General features: G+C 42.5%; 11 protein-coding genes. 2 read left to right on the plus strand and 9 right to left on the minus strand.

The genetic code is table 11. The features are described from left to right. Positions 1-20: 20 nt before the first annotated feature. The 8 genes from ID165_RS12245 to ID165_RS12280 all read right to left on the minus strand — a co-directional run bounded on the left by ID165_RS12245 (position 21) and on the right by ID165_RS12280 (position 14,390). A complete protein-coding gene (locus tag ID165_RS12245) occupies positions 21-977 on the minus strand; it encodes a FecR family protein (protein ID WP_192350982.1) in 957 nt (318 codons plus the stop codon). Positions 978-1,400: 423 nt separating this feature from the next. After that, positions 1,401-1,946, minus strand: coding sequence for an RNA polymerase sigma factor (locus ID165_RS12250; RefSeq protein ID WP_192350985.1), 546 nt, complete (start codon positions 1,944-1,946; stop codon positions 1,401-1,403). 184 nt (positions 1,947-2,130) lie between these two features. Next, positions 2,131-3,534 (minus strand): sugar porter family MFS transporter, encoded by a 1,404-nt coding sequence (locus ID165_RS12255; protein ID WP_192350987.1) that lies wholly within the window; start codon positions 3,532-3,534, stop codon positions 2,131-2,133. A 348-nt stretch (positions 3,535-3,882) separates the two neighbouring features. Then, on the minus strand, positions 3,883-5,562 hold the full coding sequence (locus ID165_RS12260) for a sulfatase (RefSeq protein WP_192350989.1): 1,680 nt from the start codon (positions 5,560-5,562) through the stop codon (positions 3,883-3,885). 186 nt (positions 5,563-5,748) lie between these two features. Next, positions 5,749-6,249, minus strand: coding sequence for a peptide-methionine (S)-S-oxide reductase MsrA (msrA, locus tag ID165_RS12265; protein WP_192350991.1), 501 nt, complete (start codon positions 6,247-6,249; stop codon positions 5,749-5,751). Between the two features lie 313 nt (positions 6,250-6,562). Beyond that, a complete protein-coding gene (locus ID165_RS12270) occupies positions 6,563-8,071 on the minus strand; it encodes a RagB/SusD family nutrient uptake outer membrane protein (protein WP_370539759.1) in 1,509 nt (502 codons plus the stop codon). 75 nt (positions 8,072-8,146) lie between these two features. Beyond that, positions 8,147-11,437 carry a TonB-dependent receptor gene (locus ID165_RS12275; RefSeq protein WP_225587110.1) on the minus strand — a complete coding sequence of 1,097 codons (3,291 nt, stop codon included), beginning with the start codon at positions 11,435-11,437 and terminating at the stop codon, positions 8,147-8,149. Positions 11,438-12,581: 1,144 nt separating this feature from the next. After that, the gene (locus tag ID165_RS12280) at positions 12,582-14,390 is read right to left on the minus strand and encodes an alkaline phosphatase (RefSeq protein ID WP_192350994.1); all 1,809 of its coding nucleotides are present in this window, start codon (positions 14,388-14,390) and stop codon (positions 12,582-12,584) included. 254 nt (positions 14,391-14,644) lie between these two features. Here ID165_RS12280 and ID165_RS12285 point away from each other — a divergent pair, with 254 nt between their 5' ends. Then, on the plus strand, positions 14,645-15,724 hold the full coding sequence (locus tag ID165_RS12285; RefSeq protein ID WP_192350996.1) for a phosphatidylinositol-specific phospholipase C1-like protein: 1,080 nt from the start codon (positions 14,645-14,647) through the stop codon (positions 15,722-15,724). Positions 15,725-15,738: 14 nt separating this feature from the next. Next, complete coding sequence (locus ID165_RS12290; protein WP_192350998.1) at positions 15,739-17,580, plus strand: metallophosphoesterase; 1,842 nt, start codon at positions 15,739-15,741, stop codon at positions 17,578-17,580. Between the two features lie 412 nt (positions 17,581-17,992). On the opposite strand, the gene ID165_RS12295 is transcribed toward ID165_RS12290, so the two are convergent. Further along, the gene (locus ID165_RS12295) at positions 17,993-19,738 is read right to left on the minus strand and encodes a RagB/SusD family nutrient uptake outer membrane protein (protein WP_192351001.1); all 1,746 of its coding nucleotides are present in this window, start codon (positions 19,736-19,738) and stop codon (positions 17,993-17,995) included. Between the last annotated feature and the right edge of the window lie 16 nt (positions 19,739-19,754).

Here is a 19,754-nt window from a genome sequence, read left to right on the forward strand (position 1 = left end):
GATTTTTTCATAGGCTCGAATTAATTTTTGCAGTTTTTATAGTTAATGATCACATTTCCGTTTTGTAGGATTTCATAGTCAAAATCCGCTAAATGCTGAAGCCCGGAGAGTATATATTCCACTCCACTATTTGCATAAGCTGCCTTGATTAAGCAGCCATTCTTAGCGTATCCCCTCAACTCAATTTTCACATGATAGCTTTTGGCCAACAGTGCCACCACCTCGTCGAAAGGCAACAAATCAAACTTCACTTCATTGGATCTCCAGGCAGAAACCGCTTGGCTATTTACCCGGGAAACCTCCAGCTCCAGTGATGGTAATAAAATGGCTTGCTGGTCAGGAAGTAAAGTCACCTCCTTCTGATTCATGTTTGCCGGCACCACTTGTACCTTCCCTGTATTTACTGTGACCGCAGGAGCGGTTCCATCCATCACTACCATATTAAAGCTCGTTCCCAGGACAGTGGTAGTCAGGCTCTCAGTCCGGACGATAAAAGGCTTGTCCGGATTCTTTGTCACTTCGAAAAAAGCTTCCCCTTCCAACTCAACCACACGCCTATCCGTATCGAAAAACTCAGGAAAACTCAGGCTGGAGTTTACATTCAAATGAACACGGGTTCCGTCTGGCAATATGACTTTCCCACGCTGGGAAGAATTGGTGCTGCGATGAAGAATCGGGATTTCAGGTTCAAAACTATACTCTTGGTATGCCGTGTAACCAGCCACAAAAACCAATACAGATGCTGCGATTCCAATCAGGTATTTTTTCCAGTCAATAACGAGCTCCCGGGATACAGCTTGTGGCAGCTTACTTTTAATTCTCCGCTTTATTTCCTCTTGTTCAGCCTCTGTCCAGACCAGGTTTTGATCCTTCTGCTGCAACCGTTCGAAAACCTCCTCTACCTGCTTCAACTCAGAAGCAGTGGCCTTTCCTGATGCCTTTTTATGAAGGAGTTCTACAAATTGCCTCTTGTCCATTGTATTTCTTTTGAAGAGTAGTCACATGAACTTTAAAAAATACTCGGTCGGATTTTAGATGTAATAATTTGATAATACAGGTAATAAAAGGGTAACAGTACCACGTCATAGAATTAATAAGTATGGTTATCCGCAACGATGCCAGTATCCTCATTTTCTTTGGTATAACAGCAGGAAGACCGATGATAGAAGACCGAAGTGGCCGTGACACTAGTCTTTTCCGAATCCTATAATGCTTTTATTGTTTTTCTGGCAGAAAAGCGGATATACATATTTCCGAAATGATGCCACTTGTATATCCCCTAATTTTCAGGACTCAGCCTGATAAACGCCCATTAGTCTTGATAGGGAGAACCTGCCAAACAAAGAACTTACAACTGTATTCTCCGCATAATCCTCTATGCATCAGTGGTTAAAAAACTTTCAGAAGAACAAAAAAACTTGCGTCAAAGAAGCTTTCAACAGCTTCATTCCCTTCTGCATATGCCCCTCTACTGTCCGCGTAGAAATCCCCAAGTTTTCAGCTATCTCGCCTGCGGTAAGTCCTTTTTTACCTCTTAGCTCCATTACCTCCCTGCACTTAGGAGGCAATTCTGCCAGAGACTTTTCAAGCTGTATCAGCCGTGTTCCCTTCATATCATAAGAAGCTTCCTCCGGATCATGGCTTTCAACCTCTTCTGTCCACTCAAATTCCAGGTGCCATTTTTTGGTTCTGATCACATTGGCAGTCTGGTACTTGACTGAGTTATACAGGTAAGTGGGGATGAATTGTATTTTTCGAGTGGGGGCATTTTCCCACACACTGGTAAACACCTCTTGGATCACATCCTCGCATTGTTGCTTATCTGCCAAGATGTTGTAAGCATACTTAAAAAGTTTATCCCAGTATCGGTCAAACAGCCTATCAAATGCAACATAATTCCTCTGTTGGATCAAGGCATACAATTCGCTATCTGACAAGTTTTCCATTTCTGAAGTTGCTCAAAGCAAAGTTGTGCGGTCTCTTGCTCAAATGCTAAAAATCCCTGTTAAGTGTAATTTAAGTTTCTAACTCAAAAACAAGCAGGACACTACCTGGAACGGTTCAAACAAACTGTATGGAATCAGGTCGGTTTACGTACGCAATGAGAAACACCTAAGGTAATATCCAGTATCACCCAACCAACTCCTTCTCTATCTCTTCCAAAGACTTGCCCTTGGTCTCAGGCAATACAAAGTAAATCACCAAGAAACCGAACGCACATATTGCTCCATACAACCAAAAATTATTCGCCCAACCGAGATTCTCCCGAATCGCGGGAAAGAAATAGGTCAGTGTAAAATTCCCAATCCAATGCGCTAAAGCGCCGATGGAAATAGCGGCGCCCCGAATCCGGGTAGGGAAAATCTCTGAAAGCACCACCCAAAGCAGCGGTGCCAGTGTGAAAGAATAAAACATCACATTGGTCAAAACAGCCAATACTACCAAGTCTCCTCCAAGATCGATAAAGAAAAAATAGCCAATCAATCCATAAAGCATGGCCATCGCAGAAGTACCAATCAATAAGAGTTTCCTCCTTCCAAATCTATCTACGGTGAAGATGGTAATAAAAACAGAAAGGACCATCACTCCACCGATTACCACAATATTCAGCATCATTTGCTTCAGATTGTAACCTGCCGCCTGAAAGATATCTGCGGCATAATAAATCACCACATTGATCCCGCTCCACTGCTGGAGAAAAGCCAAGAAAATACCGATCCCAAGTAGCTTCATGACTCTCATCTGAAACAATTCTTTGAGATTTACATGGCCAAAATCACCTTCTCTCAATGTTGTTTTTACTTCAGCAATAGTATCATCCGCATACGCTTCACCTCCGATTTTTACAAGTATTTGTCTTGCCCTGGCTTCTTTCCTATTCTTAATCAACCAAGGCACGGACTCGGGTACAAAAAACATCAATACGAAAAACAGAAGCGCAGGAATAGCTTCTGCCGCAAACATCCATCTCCAGCCAATCTGCCCGCTCCAGCTCGCTGCTATCATCTCAAAACTAGCATCATCGGCCAGTTGTGTATCGGCCAGCGATATTTGCCAGTTGATCAACTGAGCCAAAAGCACTCCGATCATAATCAGCAGCTGATTGATAGTCACCATTTTCCCCCGCTTTTCCGGAGGGGAAAGTTCAGCAATGTAAAGGGGGGAAAGGTTCAGCGCCACTCCCATGGCCACACCGCCGATGATTCTATAGCAATTGAATTCCCAAAAAGTGCCCGACATGGCTGTTCCGAACGCAGACAATGAAAAGAGTAATCCGGAGAAGATCAGCAGTCTTTTGCGGCCCAATTTATCGCTGACAAGTATGCAAGCTCCTGCCCCTATCATACAGCCAATCAACGCTGAACTCGTTCCCCAACCCTGATCTGCTGCGGATGTAACATTGAAAAACGGCTCATAAAATGGCTTTGCCCCTCCTATCACCACCCAATCGTACCCAAATAAAAACCCTCCCAATGCTGCGGTGAAACTGATCAGCCAAATGTACGTTTGATTGTAAGAATAGGTAGGCTTCATGGGTTCAGGTTTGGGTTTCGGATAAAGCGTAAAATCGAAGTGATAAAATAGAGTTTTTTCCCACTTCCGCAATCCTGTGCTTACCCTGCGATAGGATTTACAAGAAACTTTCAGAAAACAACTTATGAATTAGACCTTTGCCTACGCACATAAAAAACCAAACTGAATCCAGCTTCTGGAGAAGCAGGATAACACACACCGAAAAAAAACTCAGTTCCCGGTACCCAACAGTGAGATTGCCGCACTCCTACGTCATTCGCAATGACGTAATCCCTACTCTCCCCGTAAACCTCCGTGCTCACAGCGGTTAAATCAATCGTTCAGAGCCCCCTTGAGGTTTAATACGGCTTATTTGTTACGTCTTTCCAGAATTTCCTCTACTTTTTCTTTGCTGGCCCCAAAAATTTTTCCTTCGGAAGCATCCTCGACAAAGCGATCTACAAACTGTTGGCTGAGCTCTGAATTGTCCTTGTATTTCTCCCGCAGTTTTTCCAACTGCGCATGTAGCTCCGCTCTTACTTCAGCATATTCCGGATCGTTATAAACATTTTTCAACTCCTTGGGATCTTTTTCCCGATCAATCAATTCCCATTCATCCTCTACAAAATAATAGTGGATCAGCTTGTACTCCTTTGTTACGATAGCATAATGCCGATTGACCATATGTTCAGCCGGATATTCATAATAATGGTAGTACACCGCATCACGGATCCATTGATCCTCATTGCCCGTCAGTAGGGGAAGCATGCTCTCACCCTGCATATCAGCCGGAGCTTCCACTCCTGCCAAATCCAAGAATGTCTGGGCAAAATCCAGGTTTTGAACCATCGCATCGGACCTGATTCCCGCCTTTGTTTTTCCGGGCCAAGCCATAAGAAGTGGTGTCTTAAATGATTCATCATAGACAAAACGCTTATCAAACCAACCGTGCTCTCCCAGATAAAACCCCTGATCCGAAGTATAAACGATGATGGTGTTTTCCAAAAGATCATTAGCCTCCAGGTAATCCAACAAGCGGCCTACATTTTCATCGACTGACTTGATAGTCCCCAAGTAATCCTGCATATACCGCTGATACTTCCATTTCATTTTATCCTCATCGGTCATGGAAGGATAGCTTTTCTTGAACTCTTCATTGACTTTGGAGTACGCTCTGTCATAGTTTTCCCGCTGGGAAGGAGTCAATCTTTTGTAGTCGTTTTCAAAGCGGATTTTATCATACCTCACTTCTTCTACTCCCAATTCATCCATTACAGCCGGATAAACTTTATTATCTCCTGCCCAACCCATATCGTTCAAAATGCTCATTTCCGCCTCTGCGGCAGCATGTGTTCTGCCCGAGTAATCATCAAACAGCGTAGTAGGCTCAGGAAAAGTTCTAGTAGTAAACTCCTCCAGATGTCTTTCGGCCATTATCCACGATCTATGGGGAGCTTTGTGCAGATACATCAGCATAAATGGATCCTCTGTATTCCGCTCCTTCTCCAGCCATTCCAAGGTCATGTCGGTCACGATATCCGTCACATATCCTTCCACTTGGATTTCACCTTCATATTTGGTGATAAAGTCAGGGTTGTAGTACGACCCCTGTCCCGGCAAAATCTTGAATTGGTCAAACCCCTTCGGATTGTTACCAAAATGAAGCTTACCAAACATGGCTGTCTGATAGCCTGCGTCTTGGAGGAGTTGGGGAAACGTCACATTAGTCGTATCAAAAGGATAATGATTATCTATTTTTCCATTGATATGGGAGTGTTTTCCGGTCAAAATAGTAGCTCTTGATGGAGCGCAGATTGAATTCGTAACGGATGCATTGGTAAATAAAATGCCCATATCTGCGATTCTGTCGATATTCGGTGTTTCGATCAGGCTATTGTCATAAGCAGAAATTGCCTGATAGGCATGATCATCCGACATAATGAAAATTATATTGGGGCGTTCTGCGGTTTTCTCTCCCTCTTCGGTTTTACAGGAAAAAGCAAGGACGGCAAGTGAGCCAAGAAAAATTGATTTTAATGTATGTTTCATTCGTTAATTGGTTATTTTGGATTAAGGTTAGTTTTATGCCCTGGAAGAAGCGTATCACTTATTCTATGAGCAGAGGTTAAAAACCATTAAGAAATGCTTTACTCTAGATTTTAGGCCACTTCTGTCTCCCTTCTTCGATTTTCCGTCAGAGCGCACAGGTTACATAATAAACATCATTACCAATAATTACTCCTTAATAAAACTGTCCTCAAATCTCAAGAAATGACAGGTATATCCATTGGGGTTTTTCACCAAATAGTCCTGATGGTAATCCTCTGCAGGCCAAAAAGGGGAAAATGGCTCCAGAGTGGTCACAACCTTATTAGGCCACTTTCCGGAATCATCTACGATGGCTATCATTTCTTCGGCAATTGCTTTTTCTTCCTCATCTTGGTAGAAAATCGCAGAGCGATAGCTCGATCCTATATCGTTCCCTTGCTGATCAACGGTAGTGGGATTGTGCATTCTAAAAAAATAATCCAAGATCTCCTTGAAGGAAGTTTCATTGGGATCATACGTCAGTTCAATGCCTTCCGCATGACCTGGATGATTTCTGTAGGTAGGGTTCTCATTTTGACCTCCCTGGTAGCCAACTTCAGTATCCACAATCCCCGGACGTGTCCTAAAGAGATCTTCCATCCCCCAGAAACAGCCTCCCGCAATGTATGCTTTTTTAAACTTGTCCATATTATTTTAATTCCATCATTAACGATACGTTTAGGGATATGATCCAATCCCCAGAATGTTCTTAATGTGAAGGTAAGTTAAGAAGGTACTTGTACAAAACCACAGACAACATTTGTTACGGTTTATTAATCAACCAATTAGTCACTTCAAAAAAGGACTCCGATTTTGGAGCCCTTTTCCTGTGTTTGTATAAATTTTAATTGATCATAACTTCCGTGACGAAGGAAGCGGTATAACCGGCACCGAAATTTATTCGGAAAATCCCGCGCGGCATAAAATCATCCCTCCGTGTGATTAAATCTTACAATACCTCTTAATAACCCGGATTCTGCGGAACAAGATTAGGATTGTTCTGCATTTCCGGAAGTGGGTAAGGCATCAGGTAATGTCTCGCCTGAAGAGCTTGGTTAGAGCTTGGGTTTACATGTCCTTCAAAATTATCAAATCCATTGGTAGACTCATTATACACTTTGCGCAAGCGAAGCATATCGAACCAGGTAATCTGCTCGTAGCAGAGCTCATGCCATCTCTCTCTCAAGACAGCGTCCCGAAATGTATCTGAAGTGAATCCACCCAAAGATGGTGTAGTCAGTCCAGCCCTGTCCCGAATTCTTTTCAAACTCTCAACTGCCAGGGCATTTGGTCCACCAACTTCATTCTGTGCCTCAGCATAAATCAACAATACCTCTGCAAATCTGATCAAAGGTACGTTCAGGTTATTTGCCCTTGTACCGGGTTGATCCTTAGATCCGAGAGCTATCTGATTAAAATGCTTGAAGATATAAGGAGCTCCCAGATCAAATTCTGCCCCACTGCCATTTTCATAATAAGTCGTATAGAAATATCCTTCCTGATTGACTGCTCTGAGATCACCCGGTTCATAAGAATTGTAGAATTCCTCTGTAGGCACTGTGCTTCCAGTTCCGGATGGGCCGGCAAAAGTTACCGGCTTGAAGTTCGGAAACATGTCGTTCATCGGATTTCCGGCCACCACCACATTGTATTGAAGCATAAAAATATGCTCTAATCTATTGTCATTGTTTTCGTTATGAATTGCTTTGTAAGTAGGGAATAAATTGATCAATGATGGATTGCTCGCCCCATACTCAATAACTTCTTTGGCCTTATCAGCAGCCAGCTGATAGTGAGATGCTCCCATACTCAAAGGAAAACCTGCCATAGTCAAATACACCTTGGAAAGCAGTGATTTGGCGGCAGCCAAAGACGCTCTTCCGCTTTCATCCATCCAAGGCAAGCCCGCTGCCTCTGCTGCTTTTAAATCTTCCACAATCAATGCATATAGTGCTTCCTGGGTAGCAGGTGACGGCTTAAAATCCTCTGAACTAGCAGTTTGAGGAGTGGTAATCAATGGCGCATCACCCCATAGTCTGACTACATAGAAATAGGCCCATGCCCTAAGAAATCTAGCTTCACCGAGAATTTTGGTCTTCTGGGCCTCATCCATAGGGGTAATGCCCGGAACCTTCTCCAACACCAGGTTTGCCTGGGCAATAACCCGGTACAATCCATTCCACCAGTTGATCATGTGCTGGGTTCTTGCATCATAGATCAGCCCATATAAATTGTTTAAATCTGAATTTTGGGCTGTTTCAGTTGTAGAAGTTCCTGTGGGAGCTTCAAGCAATTGCCAGTTAGCTGAAAATATCCCTGCCCCTCCTCCGATAAACCGCGTATCAGCGTAAACAGCCGCAAGTGCCGCTTCTGCGTGGTCAGGAATCGTGTAGAAGCTTTCAGGTGTCAAATTAGATGGATCCTCTTCTTCCAAGAAGCTCGAACAACCTACAAATCCTGCTACCAACATTCCAAACAGGAATAATCTGCCTGCTTTGTTATATATGTAATTTTTCATTTGTTTATCACTTTAAGTATAAAAGAATTAAAGAGTTACTTGTAGGCCAAACATGAAGATGGTTGGTTTAGGGTAACTATGCCAGTTCATTCCCTGAGAAAATACGTTACTGGATACATTCCCGTTGGTCGGAGTAACTTCCGGATCACCGACAATATCCTTACCTGTCAAGAGAAAGAAATTCTGGGCAGAAGCATAAGCCCTCAACCTGCTCAATTTGATGGCACTGGTCACATTCGATGGAAAATTATAACCCAACAGCAGATTTCTTCCACGCAAAAACGAACCATCTTTTACCCAGCGGGAGTCCACGTTGGTAACGTACCCCGCACGTGTATCACGGATTTCGGCAATTTGACTATCCTGATTTTCAGGAGTCCAAGCGTCTAAGACAGATATATAGCTATTCGCAAGGGCTTGACGGTCTTCACTTGGGTGTAGTGTCATATCCAATACGTCATTTCCAACACTGTATTGAAGCTCTACTGTGAGATCAAAATTGTATAGTCTGAAACTGTTGGAAATAGCTCCCCAGAAATCCGGACTACCATTGCCTATAATCATTCTATCCGAATCATTGATTGCTTTATCTCCATTCACATCCAAATACTTGATATCTCCAGGAAGAATTGTAAGTCCATTTCTATAACTCACAAATTCCGCAGCTTCAGCCCTTTCGGCTTCACTCCAAGTACCTAATCTCACCAAGCCCCAGAAAGACCCAACCGGCTCTCCTACTCTGATGATATTGGTCTGGTTGGTGAAATTAGGACCACCTACTCCGAAAATATCTGCCGGTGTCGCTAGTGAAAGCACCTTGTTCCTATTTAGCGATAAGTTAAACGAAGTATTCCAGCTAAAATTCTCCCGATCAATATTCACAGAATTAAGCGTGAACTCAACTCCTTTATTTTCCATTGATCCTACATTACTTCGGATCGTTGCATAGCCACTTGTTCTTGGAACAGGCGCATCCAGCAACATATCTGTAGTTTTTCTGTAATAGAGATCAACTTCTATATTCAAGCGATTATTGAACATTCCCAACTCAACTCCAAAATCTGTCTGAGCAGTTTTTTCCCATTTCAAATCAGGGTTAGCCAGTCTATTGATTCCAGTTCCACCTACTTGGGTTTCATTGTAAATCGCAGAGTAATTAGAGCTCAGTAGAGAAAGAGAAGAATAAGGAGGGATCTCTGAGTTACCGGTGAGTCCGTAACTAGTTCTTACTTTTAAGTTGGAAATTGTTTGGTTTCCTTTCAGAAATCCCTCTTCGGAAACTCTCCAAGCCAATGCCGCAGATGGGAAAAAGGCGTATTTATTATTGTCTCCGAATTTAGAAGAACCATCCGCACGGCCTGTGAAAGTAAACAGATACTTATCATCCAAAATGTAATTTAATCTGGCAAAGTAGGAATTTAACGCTTCACGAGCTGCACCAGACCCTACTCTTGGCAGCTGACTTCCTGCTCCCAGGTTATTATACTCGAAGTAATCTGTTGCAAAGTTCTCGATACTGGCATTCATAGCCGTATAATTATTCTCCTGCCAGGAAATCCCAAGAAGCCCCGTGACAGCATGTCTTTCAGCAAAGACTTTATTATACGTCAGGTAATTTTCCAAGGACCAAAAGGTATCTTTTCTCATACTTTTGGACGCAGTACCATTTTGACCGATAGCCAAAGTTCTTGTCTGCGATTGATTGTTTTCCTGGGTCAGAATATTGACGCCCAAGGCTGTTCTCATTTCCAAAGCATCCGAGAATTTGATGTTGGTGTACATACTACCAAGGGTAGTTTGGGTATTCAGAATATACCTTCTTCCCTGGAGTCTATGCATAGAACTCATCGTACCTTCGGCAAACGGATAATCACGGTTATTGGCAAATGTTCCGTCTTCATACCTTACCGGTAGGAATGGAAAATCCTCCACCATCTGACGTGCAACAGCATCATTCACATCTACCAGATTTTCTGACTGATTATTATAGTTAAGACTGCCGCCTACGGTCAACCAGGTTTTCACCTTATCTTCTATGGTAAATCTTGTTGAATAACGCTTTAAATAAGAAGTCTGCACCAGGCCTTCATCATCTCTATAACCCAAGGAAAGAGAATAGGACGTACGCTCATTTCCTCCTGTAAATCCAAGTTGATGATTTTGGGAAAGTTTATTCTGTGTAGTCTCTTTCAACCAGTCTGTATCATAAAGCGGGTTGCCATTGCTATCAAAAATGCGGGGATCGGTTCTTCTCAGTGCCGGGTTGAGGTAGGCCCATTTGCCATCATTCCACCCTTCAGGATCATATTTTTCCATATTTGCCCAAGCAAGATCTTCCACCGCGAGATATTGCTTCGCATTCAATACTTCAGGCCTGTTTGGCCCGATGATCGGTACGCTCAAATCCACATTGTATGTTACACTTCCTTCACCTGCCCTGCCTTTTTTGGTGGTCACCAAGATCACACCGTTTGCCCCCCTGGAACCATATATCGCTGTAGAAGAAGCATCTTTCAAAACTTCCACAGAGACAATATCATTAGGGTTTATATAGTCAATAGCATTCGTTGTTTGATCCAAAGTACCCATAGGCATCTGCACACCGTCAATTACATAAAGCGGGTTATTGGAGGAGTTAATAGAACTAAAGCCTCTGATTCTAACTGTAGTTCTTCCTCCCGGACGTCCCGAGTTATTGTTGACCTGTACACCGGACACCCTACCGGCTAAAGCCTGATTTAAAGATGTCGCCGGACGTTCTCTAAGTGCTTCAGCATCCACTGAGCCTACCGAGCCGGTTAAATCGCTTCTTTTAGCCGTACCATAACCAATTACAACCACCTCATCTAGAGCGGTTGCATCCGGTCGAAGTGTAACGTTTATGACAGTTTGGGTTCCGACAGTTACACGCTGAGGCTCATATCCAATGTAAGAGATAATCAATTCGGCATCATCAGGAACTGTAATGGTAAATTGCCCATCTATATCTGTCACAGTTCCAAGAGTAGTACCTACCACCGAAACTGTAGCACCTGGAAGAGGCAATCCTGTTTCGTCCAGAACTTTTCCTGTGACGGTAACATCTGCCACTTCCATAGCGGATTCACTCGCATCCTTAGAGGAGATTCCGGTTATATTAAATGCATCTCCTTCAGCGGTCTTTTCAATACCCGCTTGTACTTTCTCTTCCCCACTAATTTCCTGATTCGATCCCCCTTGGCTTGCGATGAGCAAAGGGGTAAATAACAGCTGAAACAAGAATCCGTAGAGAATTCCTTTAGACTTCTGCAAGAGTCGTCTATGTAAATATATTTTCATATTTTGGGAGGTTTATTATTATAGTTATTGACTTTAATTTAATACTGTACATGGCTCACATAATACAGCCGTAGGTATTGTGCAGCGAGGGATTTCCTGAAATATCAACTGCTCCTTACAAAGGTCTTCCGCTATGGACCATAGGCAATTAGTTCTAATTTATCAATCAATTAAAAATCTCTGACTTCTCTTCGAAGTCCTCTTATCAGCACTGCTATTCTTTATTCGTTTAAATAAAAACAGGTTGGCAGAATTAAAAAATTCTGCAAATCAACTAGACACACCAAAACTTTTTACTTCAAGATTTAAGCAAACTATATTAAAATCAACTTATCTGACCCCATTGCAGGGATTTTACATACAATTAAAAACCTAATTACTATTTCAACACCTTTATGCATTATAAAAAAACACATCTCACCCACTACTCTATGAGAAAAACCAATTGTATCTTTAAGTGAACTCTTTATTCAAAGAATATCGGTTCATTTTTTCAATAAATTCATAAAAACCAAGTAATAGTAAAGATTTTCTTCACACCAAATTAGAGAAATTATTCATCTTTTTAGATCTCTTTAATAAAAAAAATCATAAAACTTAATCCTTCCTTATCAAAATCCCTATTATTGATACAGTCGGTTTTGTTACAATTGAAGTAAGATCAACTTGCCAAAACTAGCTTGAAAAACAGATCCGGCTAAACTTCAACTTGTATTAAGCCATAAACCCAGTGGCTATAGAAAGCTTGTCCAGGCGAGATCAAATGCACTACTACCCACTACTCAAGTGCAATGGACCAGAGAATTGTATATCGTCCGATATAGGTAGAGATATGTACGATATTGATACATTTTATGACGGCTTATCAGCCTCAGCAATGCCAAAAGCAGACTTTTACATACCGGAACAGGTATTGTCTATAAAATCGGAAAAATTAAACATGATCAGTTTCCTACTCTGGTGTATTCTTTTTGTGCTCTGCTGGCCCTTGGCGATTATAGGCTTACTTCTTTACCCTATCTTCTGGCTACTGCTCCTTCCGTTTAGGCTTTTGGGCTTTGCAATAGATTTGTCGTTTGACCTGATACGAAACCTCTTTATGCTGCCATTCACATTGCTGGGAAAAAGGTAGGGTCTGCTGTTTTTATTTCCCGTGATATTCTTTGATCAGTTCCATAATCTTATGGAATATGGCAGTATTCTCATACACCCCTCTGAAATCTCCGGAATGCGCCCCATAAGCGAATACAGGAACCATTATCCCCGTATGATCATCGCTGTGAAACCCGAGTTCCACTGTGGAAGAAGCGATATTTCCCTGCGGAATGGATGCTCCCCCTGTCTCGTGATCCGCAGTGACGATCAGCAAGGTATTTGGGTTTGCGTCGACGTATTGGATTACGCTGCCTATGACTTCATCAAAATCCAACATCTCGGATACGATCATGGAGGTACTGTTGGAATGCCCTCCCGAATCAATATTTGCAGCCTCTATCATCAAGAAAAAAGGAAGGCTTTTCCGGTCAAAAAACTCAAGCGCAAAAGCGGTGCTTTTCAGCAAATAGTCACCTCTCCCATCCAGCTTTTTAGGCAAGGATTTCGATGCTGCAAAATAGCCGATACGATCCGCTTCTGTATGGTGTAAACTGTCTTTCACAGTAAATCCCGCACTTTTCAGATTTTCTTTCTGGGTTATAAAATTAGCTTCGCCTCCACCTATGAATAAGTCTAATTTACTCTTTGGCAAATAAGCGGCAATCTGATCAGAATCATCACGCTCGGGATGATGTGCATAGAACGCCGCCGGAGTAGCCCCAGTCAGTTGATCAGTAGTGATAATTCCACTTGAGAATCCGTACTCATCCAATATATCCGGTAAATTTCTCAGAGTTCTTCCTTTCGGATCCACTCCCAGTGCCCGGTTGTTTGTTTTCTCTCCAGTCGCAAAAGCCGTTGCTCCTGCAGCCGAATCTGTGGTAAAGTCATCCGCAGCTTGAGTTTTGATCAATCCCATGTTCTTCAGCAGGGTCAGGTTGAGCTGATTGTCATTAGAAAATAGAGCTGCAGCTATCTGGGTCAATCCATTTCCGTCACCGATCATCAAAATCACATTTTTCACCGGAACTTCCGCTCCGTCTACATCGAATTTTGGCTGATAAACTTTATGTTTTGAAGTGTTTTGATAGCTATTTTCCTCCAACTTACTTAAGTACTCTGCAGCATCTATCGGATGGTCGGTATTGATGTAGTCTTCCCCCATTTCATGAAATGCTTTCCAGGCAGACTTACTGTCCGGAGAACCCCAAAATCTCACGGGTCTATCAAAACTATGAACCAAGTCGATAAAGTCCTGAACTTTCTCACGCTCAGTTTCCACCATTCTTCCTTTTCCGTTCCAGACAGAAAACCGGCTAAAACTCAAACTTACCATTCCTATTTTGCTCCATGGCAAATCCTCGGTCAATTCCGTGCTCTGATAGTCAAAGAGCATCCAGTCAGGGTAGTTTTTGTACTCCTCAGGTTTTGGTCTATTTCCTGAAATTATCAGTTTCAATCCATCCGGATTATCCGCACTATAGAGTACATCTTTGTAGTTTTTCATGCCTTCCTCCAGCACCTTCAGGGTAGCATACGCTTCGGTTTTCAGATCTACCAGCAAATGAAAATTGAGGTGGGAAAGCAAACCATTTTTTACCCCCTCAGAAATCGGGGCTAAATATAGACTTTCAATTGTCCGCTTTGGATCAATGCTCTCAGCTTCATGAGCAGCCATTAGTTTTCCATCTTTCAAAATCACATCTACTTCGATGGAAGATGCCCCAGCTGCAAAAGCTGTCCAAAAAGGCACTTTTTGCAAGTAATCGTTGTGCGAGTGGATTTGAAATTGTGTATGGTCCTGTGCCGAAACACTAAAGGCTGCCAGAAGAAGGAGAAGAAAAAAGGAATTACGCATTTCCAAAAATAGGTTTTTAATAAGATAAGAAGCCATATCGAAAGCGAAATGCCCCAGCCTTAACATTTTGATAAAATCAAAAGTCTATTGAAACTTATGCCATTGTGGGTATGGGTGTTGAAACTCCCTTAAAACAAACTAATTACAGGCAGTCTCCCACTCTTAGGCACCGATGAATTCATAACAAAAAGGTGAAGCACTATTTCGGGATTTACTGTCAAAAAAATTGAATATTGCCAATTAAACCCAGCACCATGAAACCCCGTTTCTCCCTCATTCTTAGTACCCTTTGCCTATTCTTTTCACTGCATCTTTCCGCACAAAACCTAAAACTCAATCAGATTCAGGTAATCGGTAGCCATAACAGCTACAAAAGTGAAATGGCTCCGGAACTGCTAGAATATTTGACCAAAGTGAACCCATCGGCCTCGCAAAGCCTGGAATATGCGCATATTCCATTGGAAGCACAGCTAGACTTGGGATTAAGGAATCTGGAACTGGATGTATTCCATGATCCGGAAGGGGAAAGATATGCCAATCCCAAAGGACTGGAAATCATAAAAACCGGCGGAGGAACAATTCCCAACTACGATCCCCGCGCAGCACTCTCCAAGCCCGGATTAAAATTGTTTCATATCCAAGATCTTGATTTTCAATCCCATTACTTACTCTTTGCAGATGCATTGACAGCACTTAAGAATTGGAGTGATAGCAATCCTGATCATTCTCCTGTCTTTATTTTGATCAATGCAAAAGATGCAAATATCACAGGCACCCGTCCTACACTTCTATTTACTGCTACAGCGCTCGACAGTATTGACCTGGAAATCAGGATGCATTTGGGAATGGACAAGCTTATTACCCCCGATCTGGTAAAAGGAAATTACGATGATCTGGAAACAGCCGTCCTCGCCGGAAACTGGCCAAGCGTGGATGAGGTAAAAGGCAAATTTCTCTTTGTTTTAGATGAAAATGAAGAAAAAATTGACCGGTATCTCAGCGTCAAACCCGGACTGAAAGATGCTGTACTCTTTGTAAATAAGAAGGAGGGAAATCCCACTGCGGGGTTCAGAATAATAAATAATCCCATAAAAGATGAAGCATACATCTGTGATCTGGTAAGAAAAGGATATATGGTTAGAACCCGCGCAGATTCAGATACCAAAGAGGCCCGAGCGGAAGATTACACTACATTCGAACGAGCCAAAGCTTCGGGAGCACAAGTTATCACCACGGACTATTACCACACTTCAACTTTTTTCAAATCGGATTACAAAGTTAATTTTGAAGGAAACGTGTACGAAAGACCGAATCCGGTTTTGAACAACAACTAATACTTCACCCGATTTTGAATAAAAACCATTTCATTCCCACGATATTAGGAGCGGCATTGCAATTAGTCTGTTTCAATTCTCCATTGCAGGCACAAACGGATGCTACAGAAATCGCTTTTCTCTCTGATGTGCACCTCCAAGATGTTTATGCAGAACTCCAATCTGATGAATTCAAGGGGGTTTTCAATCCTTTAACCGGCAAATTTGCCACTATCCGGACAATGAAAAGCCAGCTAAATTCCACCCGGCTGTTTAACGAAAATTACTTTGCCTTTTTCAGTGCTTTGGAAGACCTGAAAACAAAAGGCATACAAATCGTCGTACTTCCGGGAGACTTCACTGATGACGGGCAGCCGATGAACGTCTTGGCTCTGAAAAAAATTCTGGATCACTATTCGGAGAATTCAGGAATGCGTTTCTTTTTGACCACAGGAAATCATGACCCCGTGAAGCCATATGGGGGAGTAGCCGGCAAAACTGACTTTCTCGGAACTGACGGATCACAGCAAACCATTGCGGGATCGGCAGACTTTTATTCCTCCGGAGATGTTGCTATATCTAGCCAAATCAACTTCTGGGGGTACGGGGAAATCACGCATGCGTTGCAGAATTTTGGTTTTTTCCCAAGCGAACAAGATCTGTTTTGGGCTCATCCGTTCGAAGAATTCGACTATGATAAGTACGATTTCCATAAGACAAGAAATTCCGCTAATCTAGCTAGTCGGGTTTATTCCATAGAAGACTCTGAATTAACGTTACCTGATGCCAGCTATGTGGTAGAGCCTGTAGAAGGAATCTGGTTGCTGGCCCTGGACGGGAATGTATACACCAATTCAGGGGTAGAATCAAATCCCGATTGGAAAGGTTCATCTGTAGGATTCAACCAAGCAATAAGCAATAAAAAACACCAGCTTGACTGGGTTAGAAAAGTATCATCAGAAGCAGAGAAAAGAGGGAAAACGCTGATTTCCTTTAGCCATTATCCTCTCGTAGAATTCCATGACGGAGCTTCTGATGCCATGGAATCACTTTTTGGGACAAAAAAATTTCAACTCGAACGTGTTCCGCTTACAGAAACCAGCAAGCTATATGCAGAAGCAGGCATCAAGATTCACTTTGCCGGGCATATGCATATCAATGACACCGGCCTATACCAAGATCAATCATCCAACAATACCATGTATAATATCCAAGTACCTTCCTTGGCTGCTTTTCCGCCAGCCTTTAAAACGGCAAAAATCACCAAGCAAAGCAATTTTGAGATTGAAACCATTTCGCTTACCGAAGTAGAACACATGAATGAATTCTTCGACCTATACCGGATGGAGCATCGCTGGCTGCTGGAAAATCAGAGTCCGGGCATTTGGGACAGTACAATTTTGGCTTCCAAGAACTACTTGGAGTACACCAGAAACCATCTGCTTGAACTGACAAAATCAAGATTTATCCCTTCCGATTGGCCGGAAAATCTCGCCTTGCTATTAGAAGACCTAACTATGCAGGATTTGGTAAAATGGAGCAAAATGGATGAGAAAGATGGAATAGTTTTTCTCAACAAAAAATTGAAGTTGCTGAATACCAAAGACCATTCCACCCGAAAGAACCGGCATATAATTGATGATTTCTACTTGTTAAAAAATGGAGATGAACTTGGCAGAAAGCTAATTCCAACCCATAGGATTGCTTTTTATGAAGAGCTGCTTGCGACAGTTTCCTCCAAAACCCCTACTACTGAATCCAATCTAAACAATGACCTTCTTCAGTTCTTTGGGATATTTTGCAAACTCTTAAACTCCCTTCCTTCTGATCATTTCCAGATTGATCTAAGAAATAACACCATCCAGAGAATAGACTAACTTTCTCTTTATGCACCGTTTGTGCTTTACGGATGCACATACCGCACGTGCCATCGTTCCTGTCTAACAGCCCAAACACCGCCGTTTGTGTCCTATGAACGGACTACATTTCGGTTTGTGAAGACAAAAACCGGGACGATGAGAGGAACTCAAGGCTATAATAAAAGCCGATGAGAAATAAATCTCATCGGCTTTTTGTTTTCAGTCCCAAGGACAGCAGTTTTTAATCCCATCCCTTCTCATTAGTTCTCACCAACAGGCTATTTTTCGGTTTGTGAATACTCAAACCAGGGTGAAGAATGAATCCATGCCACATTCTTCTCTTCACGATCAGCCCAAATGCCCCCGTTCGTGTCCTCACGAACGGGTTACATTTCGGTTTGTGGAGACACAAACCGGGGAAAAAAATGTTTTAATACCCCGGATTCTGGACCAAAAAGCCTGTTTCGCTTGACGCTCCGTCCATAGCTCTTTGGGGAATAGGAAACAACCGCTTATTGACATCGGAATCATTCTTCTCCGTCCAGCTATCCTCATATTTACCAAAGCGTATTTGGTAGTTTCTTCTGTGTCCTTCCCAATACAGCTCAAATCCGGATTCTCTGAACAACACATCCAGATCAATAGCATTCAATGGAGCCGGTGTCTGCGCCGGACGTGCATTTCTGGAAGTTCTTAAGGTATTTATATCTTCTAAAGCCCCCGCATTATCTCCTTTTCTCAACTTGGCTTCAGCACGCATCAAATAAATCTCTCCAAGTCTGATCAAGACCAAGTCAACACTACTATAGTTACAACAATCGGGAGCAGTGTGGCTAAACTGATACTTTGAGAACCGGTATCCGGCATTATGCAAGCTGCCCTCATTTGAAAAATCAACTTTGAGTGTATGATCCACATAGCGTATGTCTGCACCGCTGCTTCTTCTGTTGATCACCGGATATATTTTCACCTTTCCATCTCCGTCAGTCATTATATTTCCACTGCCATCTTTTCTCGGTCCCCATATAATATTCCTGAGAATTCCCCTGTCTATTTCAAATTGTTTTGCGTCAATAGTATAGAAATGATTTGCATCATTCGTAGGATTTACTCCGGTCAGATCTTTTAGATTTTCAGGAATTATCGTGTTTTCCTTGAAAAAACGGGCATCAGCATCAGCTGGATCTACATTACCATAAGCTTCTACCCATGTTTGAAAGAAATCAGGTGTTACCCCTACCGCATCAGTTCCGCGTGTATTTGGGAATTCCGGTCTTGGGATCAGGTCTCCGGATATTGGCCAATAAGCCCATCGGCTATGTTCGGTCTGAAGTACTCCTCTTTGATCAAGTGAAAATATGATTTCAGCATTGGTATTGTTACCGTCATCAAACAATTCAAAGTATTCTGCGGACAATGAATAGGGTCCACTGATAATTTCATTTGTGTATTGTATTACCTTATCCATATCTTCCGACCTAAAATCAGGTGTACCATATGGATCTCTATACACGGCAGCATTCAGGTATAAGCGCGCCAACAAAGCACTTACTGCATGTTTGTTTAACCTACCGGGCCCCTTATTGCTATTGATCACATTCACTACTGACAATAACTCGGTCTCGATATAGCTGATTGCTTCTTGCCCTCTGAGAATTTCTGATAGTTGGTCAGAAGCATTTTTCTTGAAAACAAGTCCCCAATTGTCCAGTGCCAGCATATTCAGGTAGGCCTTCATGGCAATCATTTCATACAATGCGTCTTGCGCGGCTGAATTGCCATTTTCCACTTCCAATCGCAATCTCTCCTCTGCCAATACCGCTCTGGACAACGTCAGGGTGATGGAGGTCCATGTATCTCCGACCAAACTGTTTGTAGGAGTCATTAGGTGCTGGTGGATTGCAATAAACTTGCCTCCATCAAACCAGTCTGTTCCGCCCCGATAAGGAAGTATACCCTCATCAGAAGCTACCTCTTGCAGTCCGAAATTGACGGTGTGCAACCATATCTGTCTAAGCATTCCATATACCGGGGCAATGGATCCGCTTATCACTTCCGCTTGACCTGTTCCTGTCAGTGACTCATCAAGAACTTCTTCATCCAAGTCAGTACAACCGAGGAAAGCGAATAAGAAAGCAGCAATGGGGAGTACGTTGTAAAATCTGAAATTTTTCATTTTGATTATGATTTTC

This window comes from Algoriphagus sp. Y33 (assembly GCF_014838715.1).
Classification (GTDB): Bacteria; Bacteroidota; Bacteroidia; order Cytophagales; family Cyclobacteriaceae; genus Algoriphagus.

What these genes read in the sequence shown, in the direction of transcription:
- msrA (WP_192350991.1), bottom strand. Translation starts at nt 6,249, where the DNA reads ATGGACAAGTTTAAAAAAGCATACATTGCGGGAGGCTGTTTCTGGGGG.
- ID165_RS12275 (WP_225587110.1), bottom strand. Translation starts at nt 11,437, where the DNA reads ATGAAAATATATTTACATAGACGACTCTTGCAGAAGTCTAAAGGAATT.
- ID165_RS12285 (WP_192350996.1), top strand. Translation starts at nt 14,645, where the DNA reads ATGAAACCCCGTTTCTCCCTCATTCTTAGTACCCTTTGCCTATTCTTT.
- ID165_RS12245 (WP_192350982.1), bottom strand. Translation starts at nt 977, where the DNA reads ATGGACAAGAGGCAATTTGTAGAACTCCTTCATAAAAAGGCATCAGGA.
- ID165_RS12250 (WP_192350985.1), bottom strand. Translation starts at nt 1,946, where the DNA reads ATGGAAAACTTGTCAGATAGCGAATTGTATGCCTTGATCCAACAGAGG.
- ID165_RS12295 (WP_192351001.1), bottom strand. Translation starts at nt 19,738, where the DNA reads ATGAAAAATTTCAGATTTTACAACGTACTCCCCATTGCTGCTTTCTTA.
- ID165_RS12270 (WP_370539759.1), bottom strand. Translation starts at nt 8,071, where the DNA reads ATGTTGGTAGCAGGATTTGTAGGTTGTTCGAGCTTCTTGGAAGAAGAG.
- ID165_RS12260 (WP_192350989.1), bottom strand. Translation starts at nt 5,562, where the DNA reads ATGAAACATACATTAAAATCAATTTTTCTTGGCTCACTTGCCGTCCTT.
- ID165_RS12280 (WP_192350994.1), bottom strand. Translation starts at nt 14,390, where the DNA reads ATGCGTAATTCCTTTTTTCTTCTCCTTCTTCTGGCAGCCTTTAGTGTT.
- ID165_RS12255 (WP_192350987.1), bottom strand. Translation starts at nt 3,534, where the DNA reads ATGAAGCCTACCTATTCTTACAATCAAACGTACATTTGGCTGATCAGT.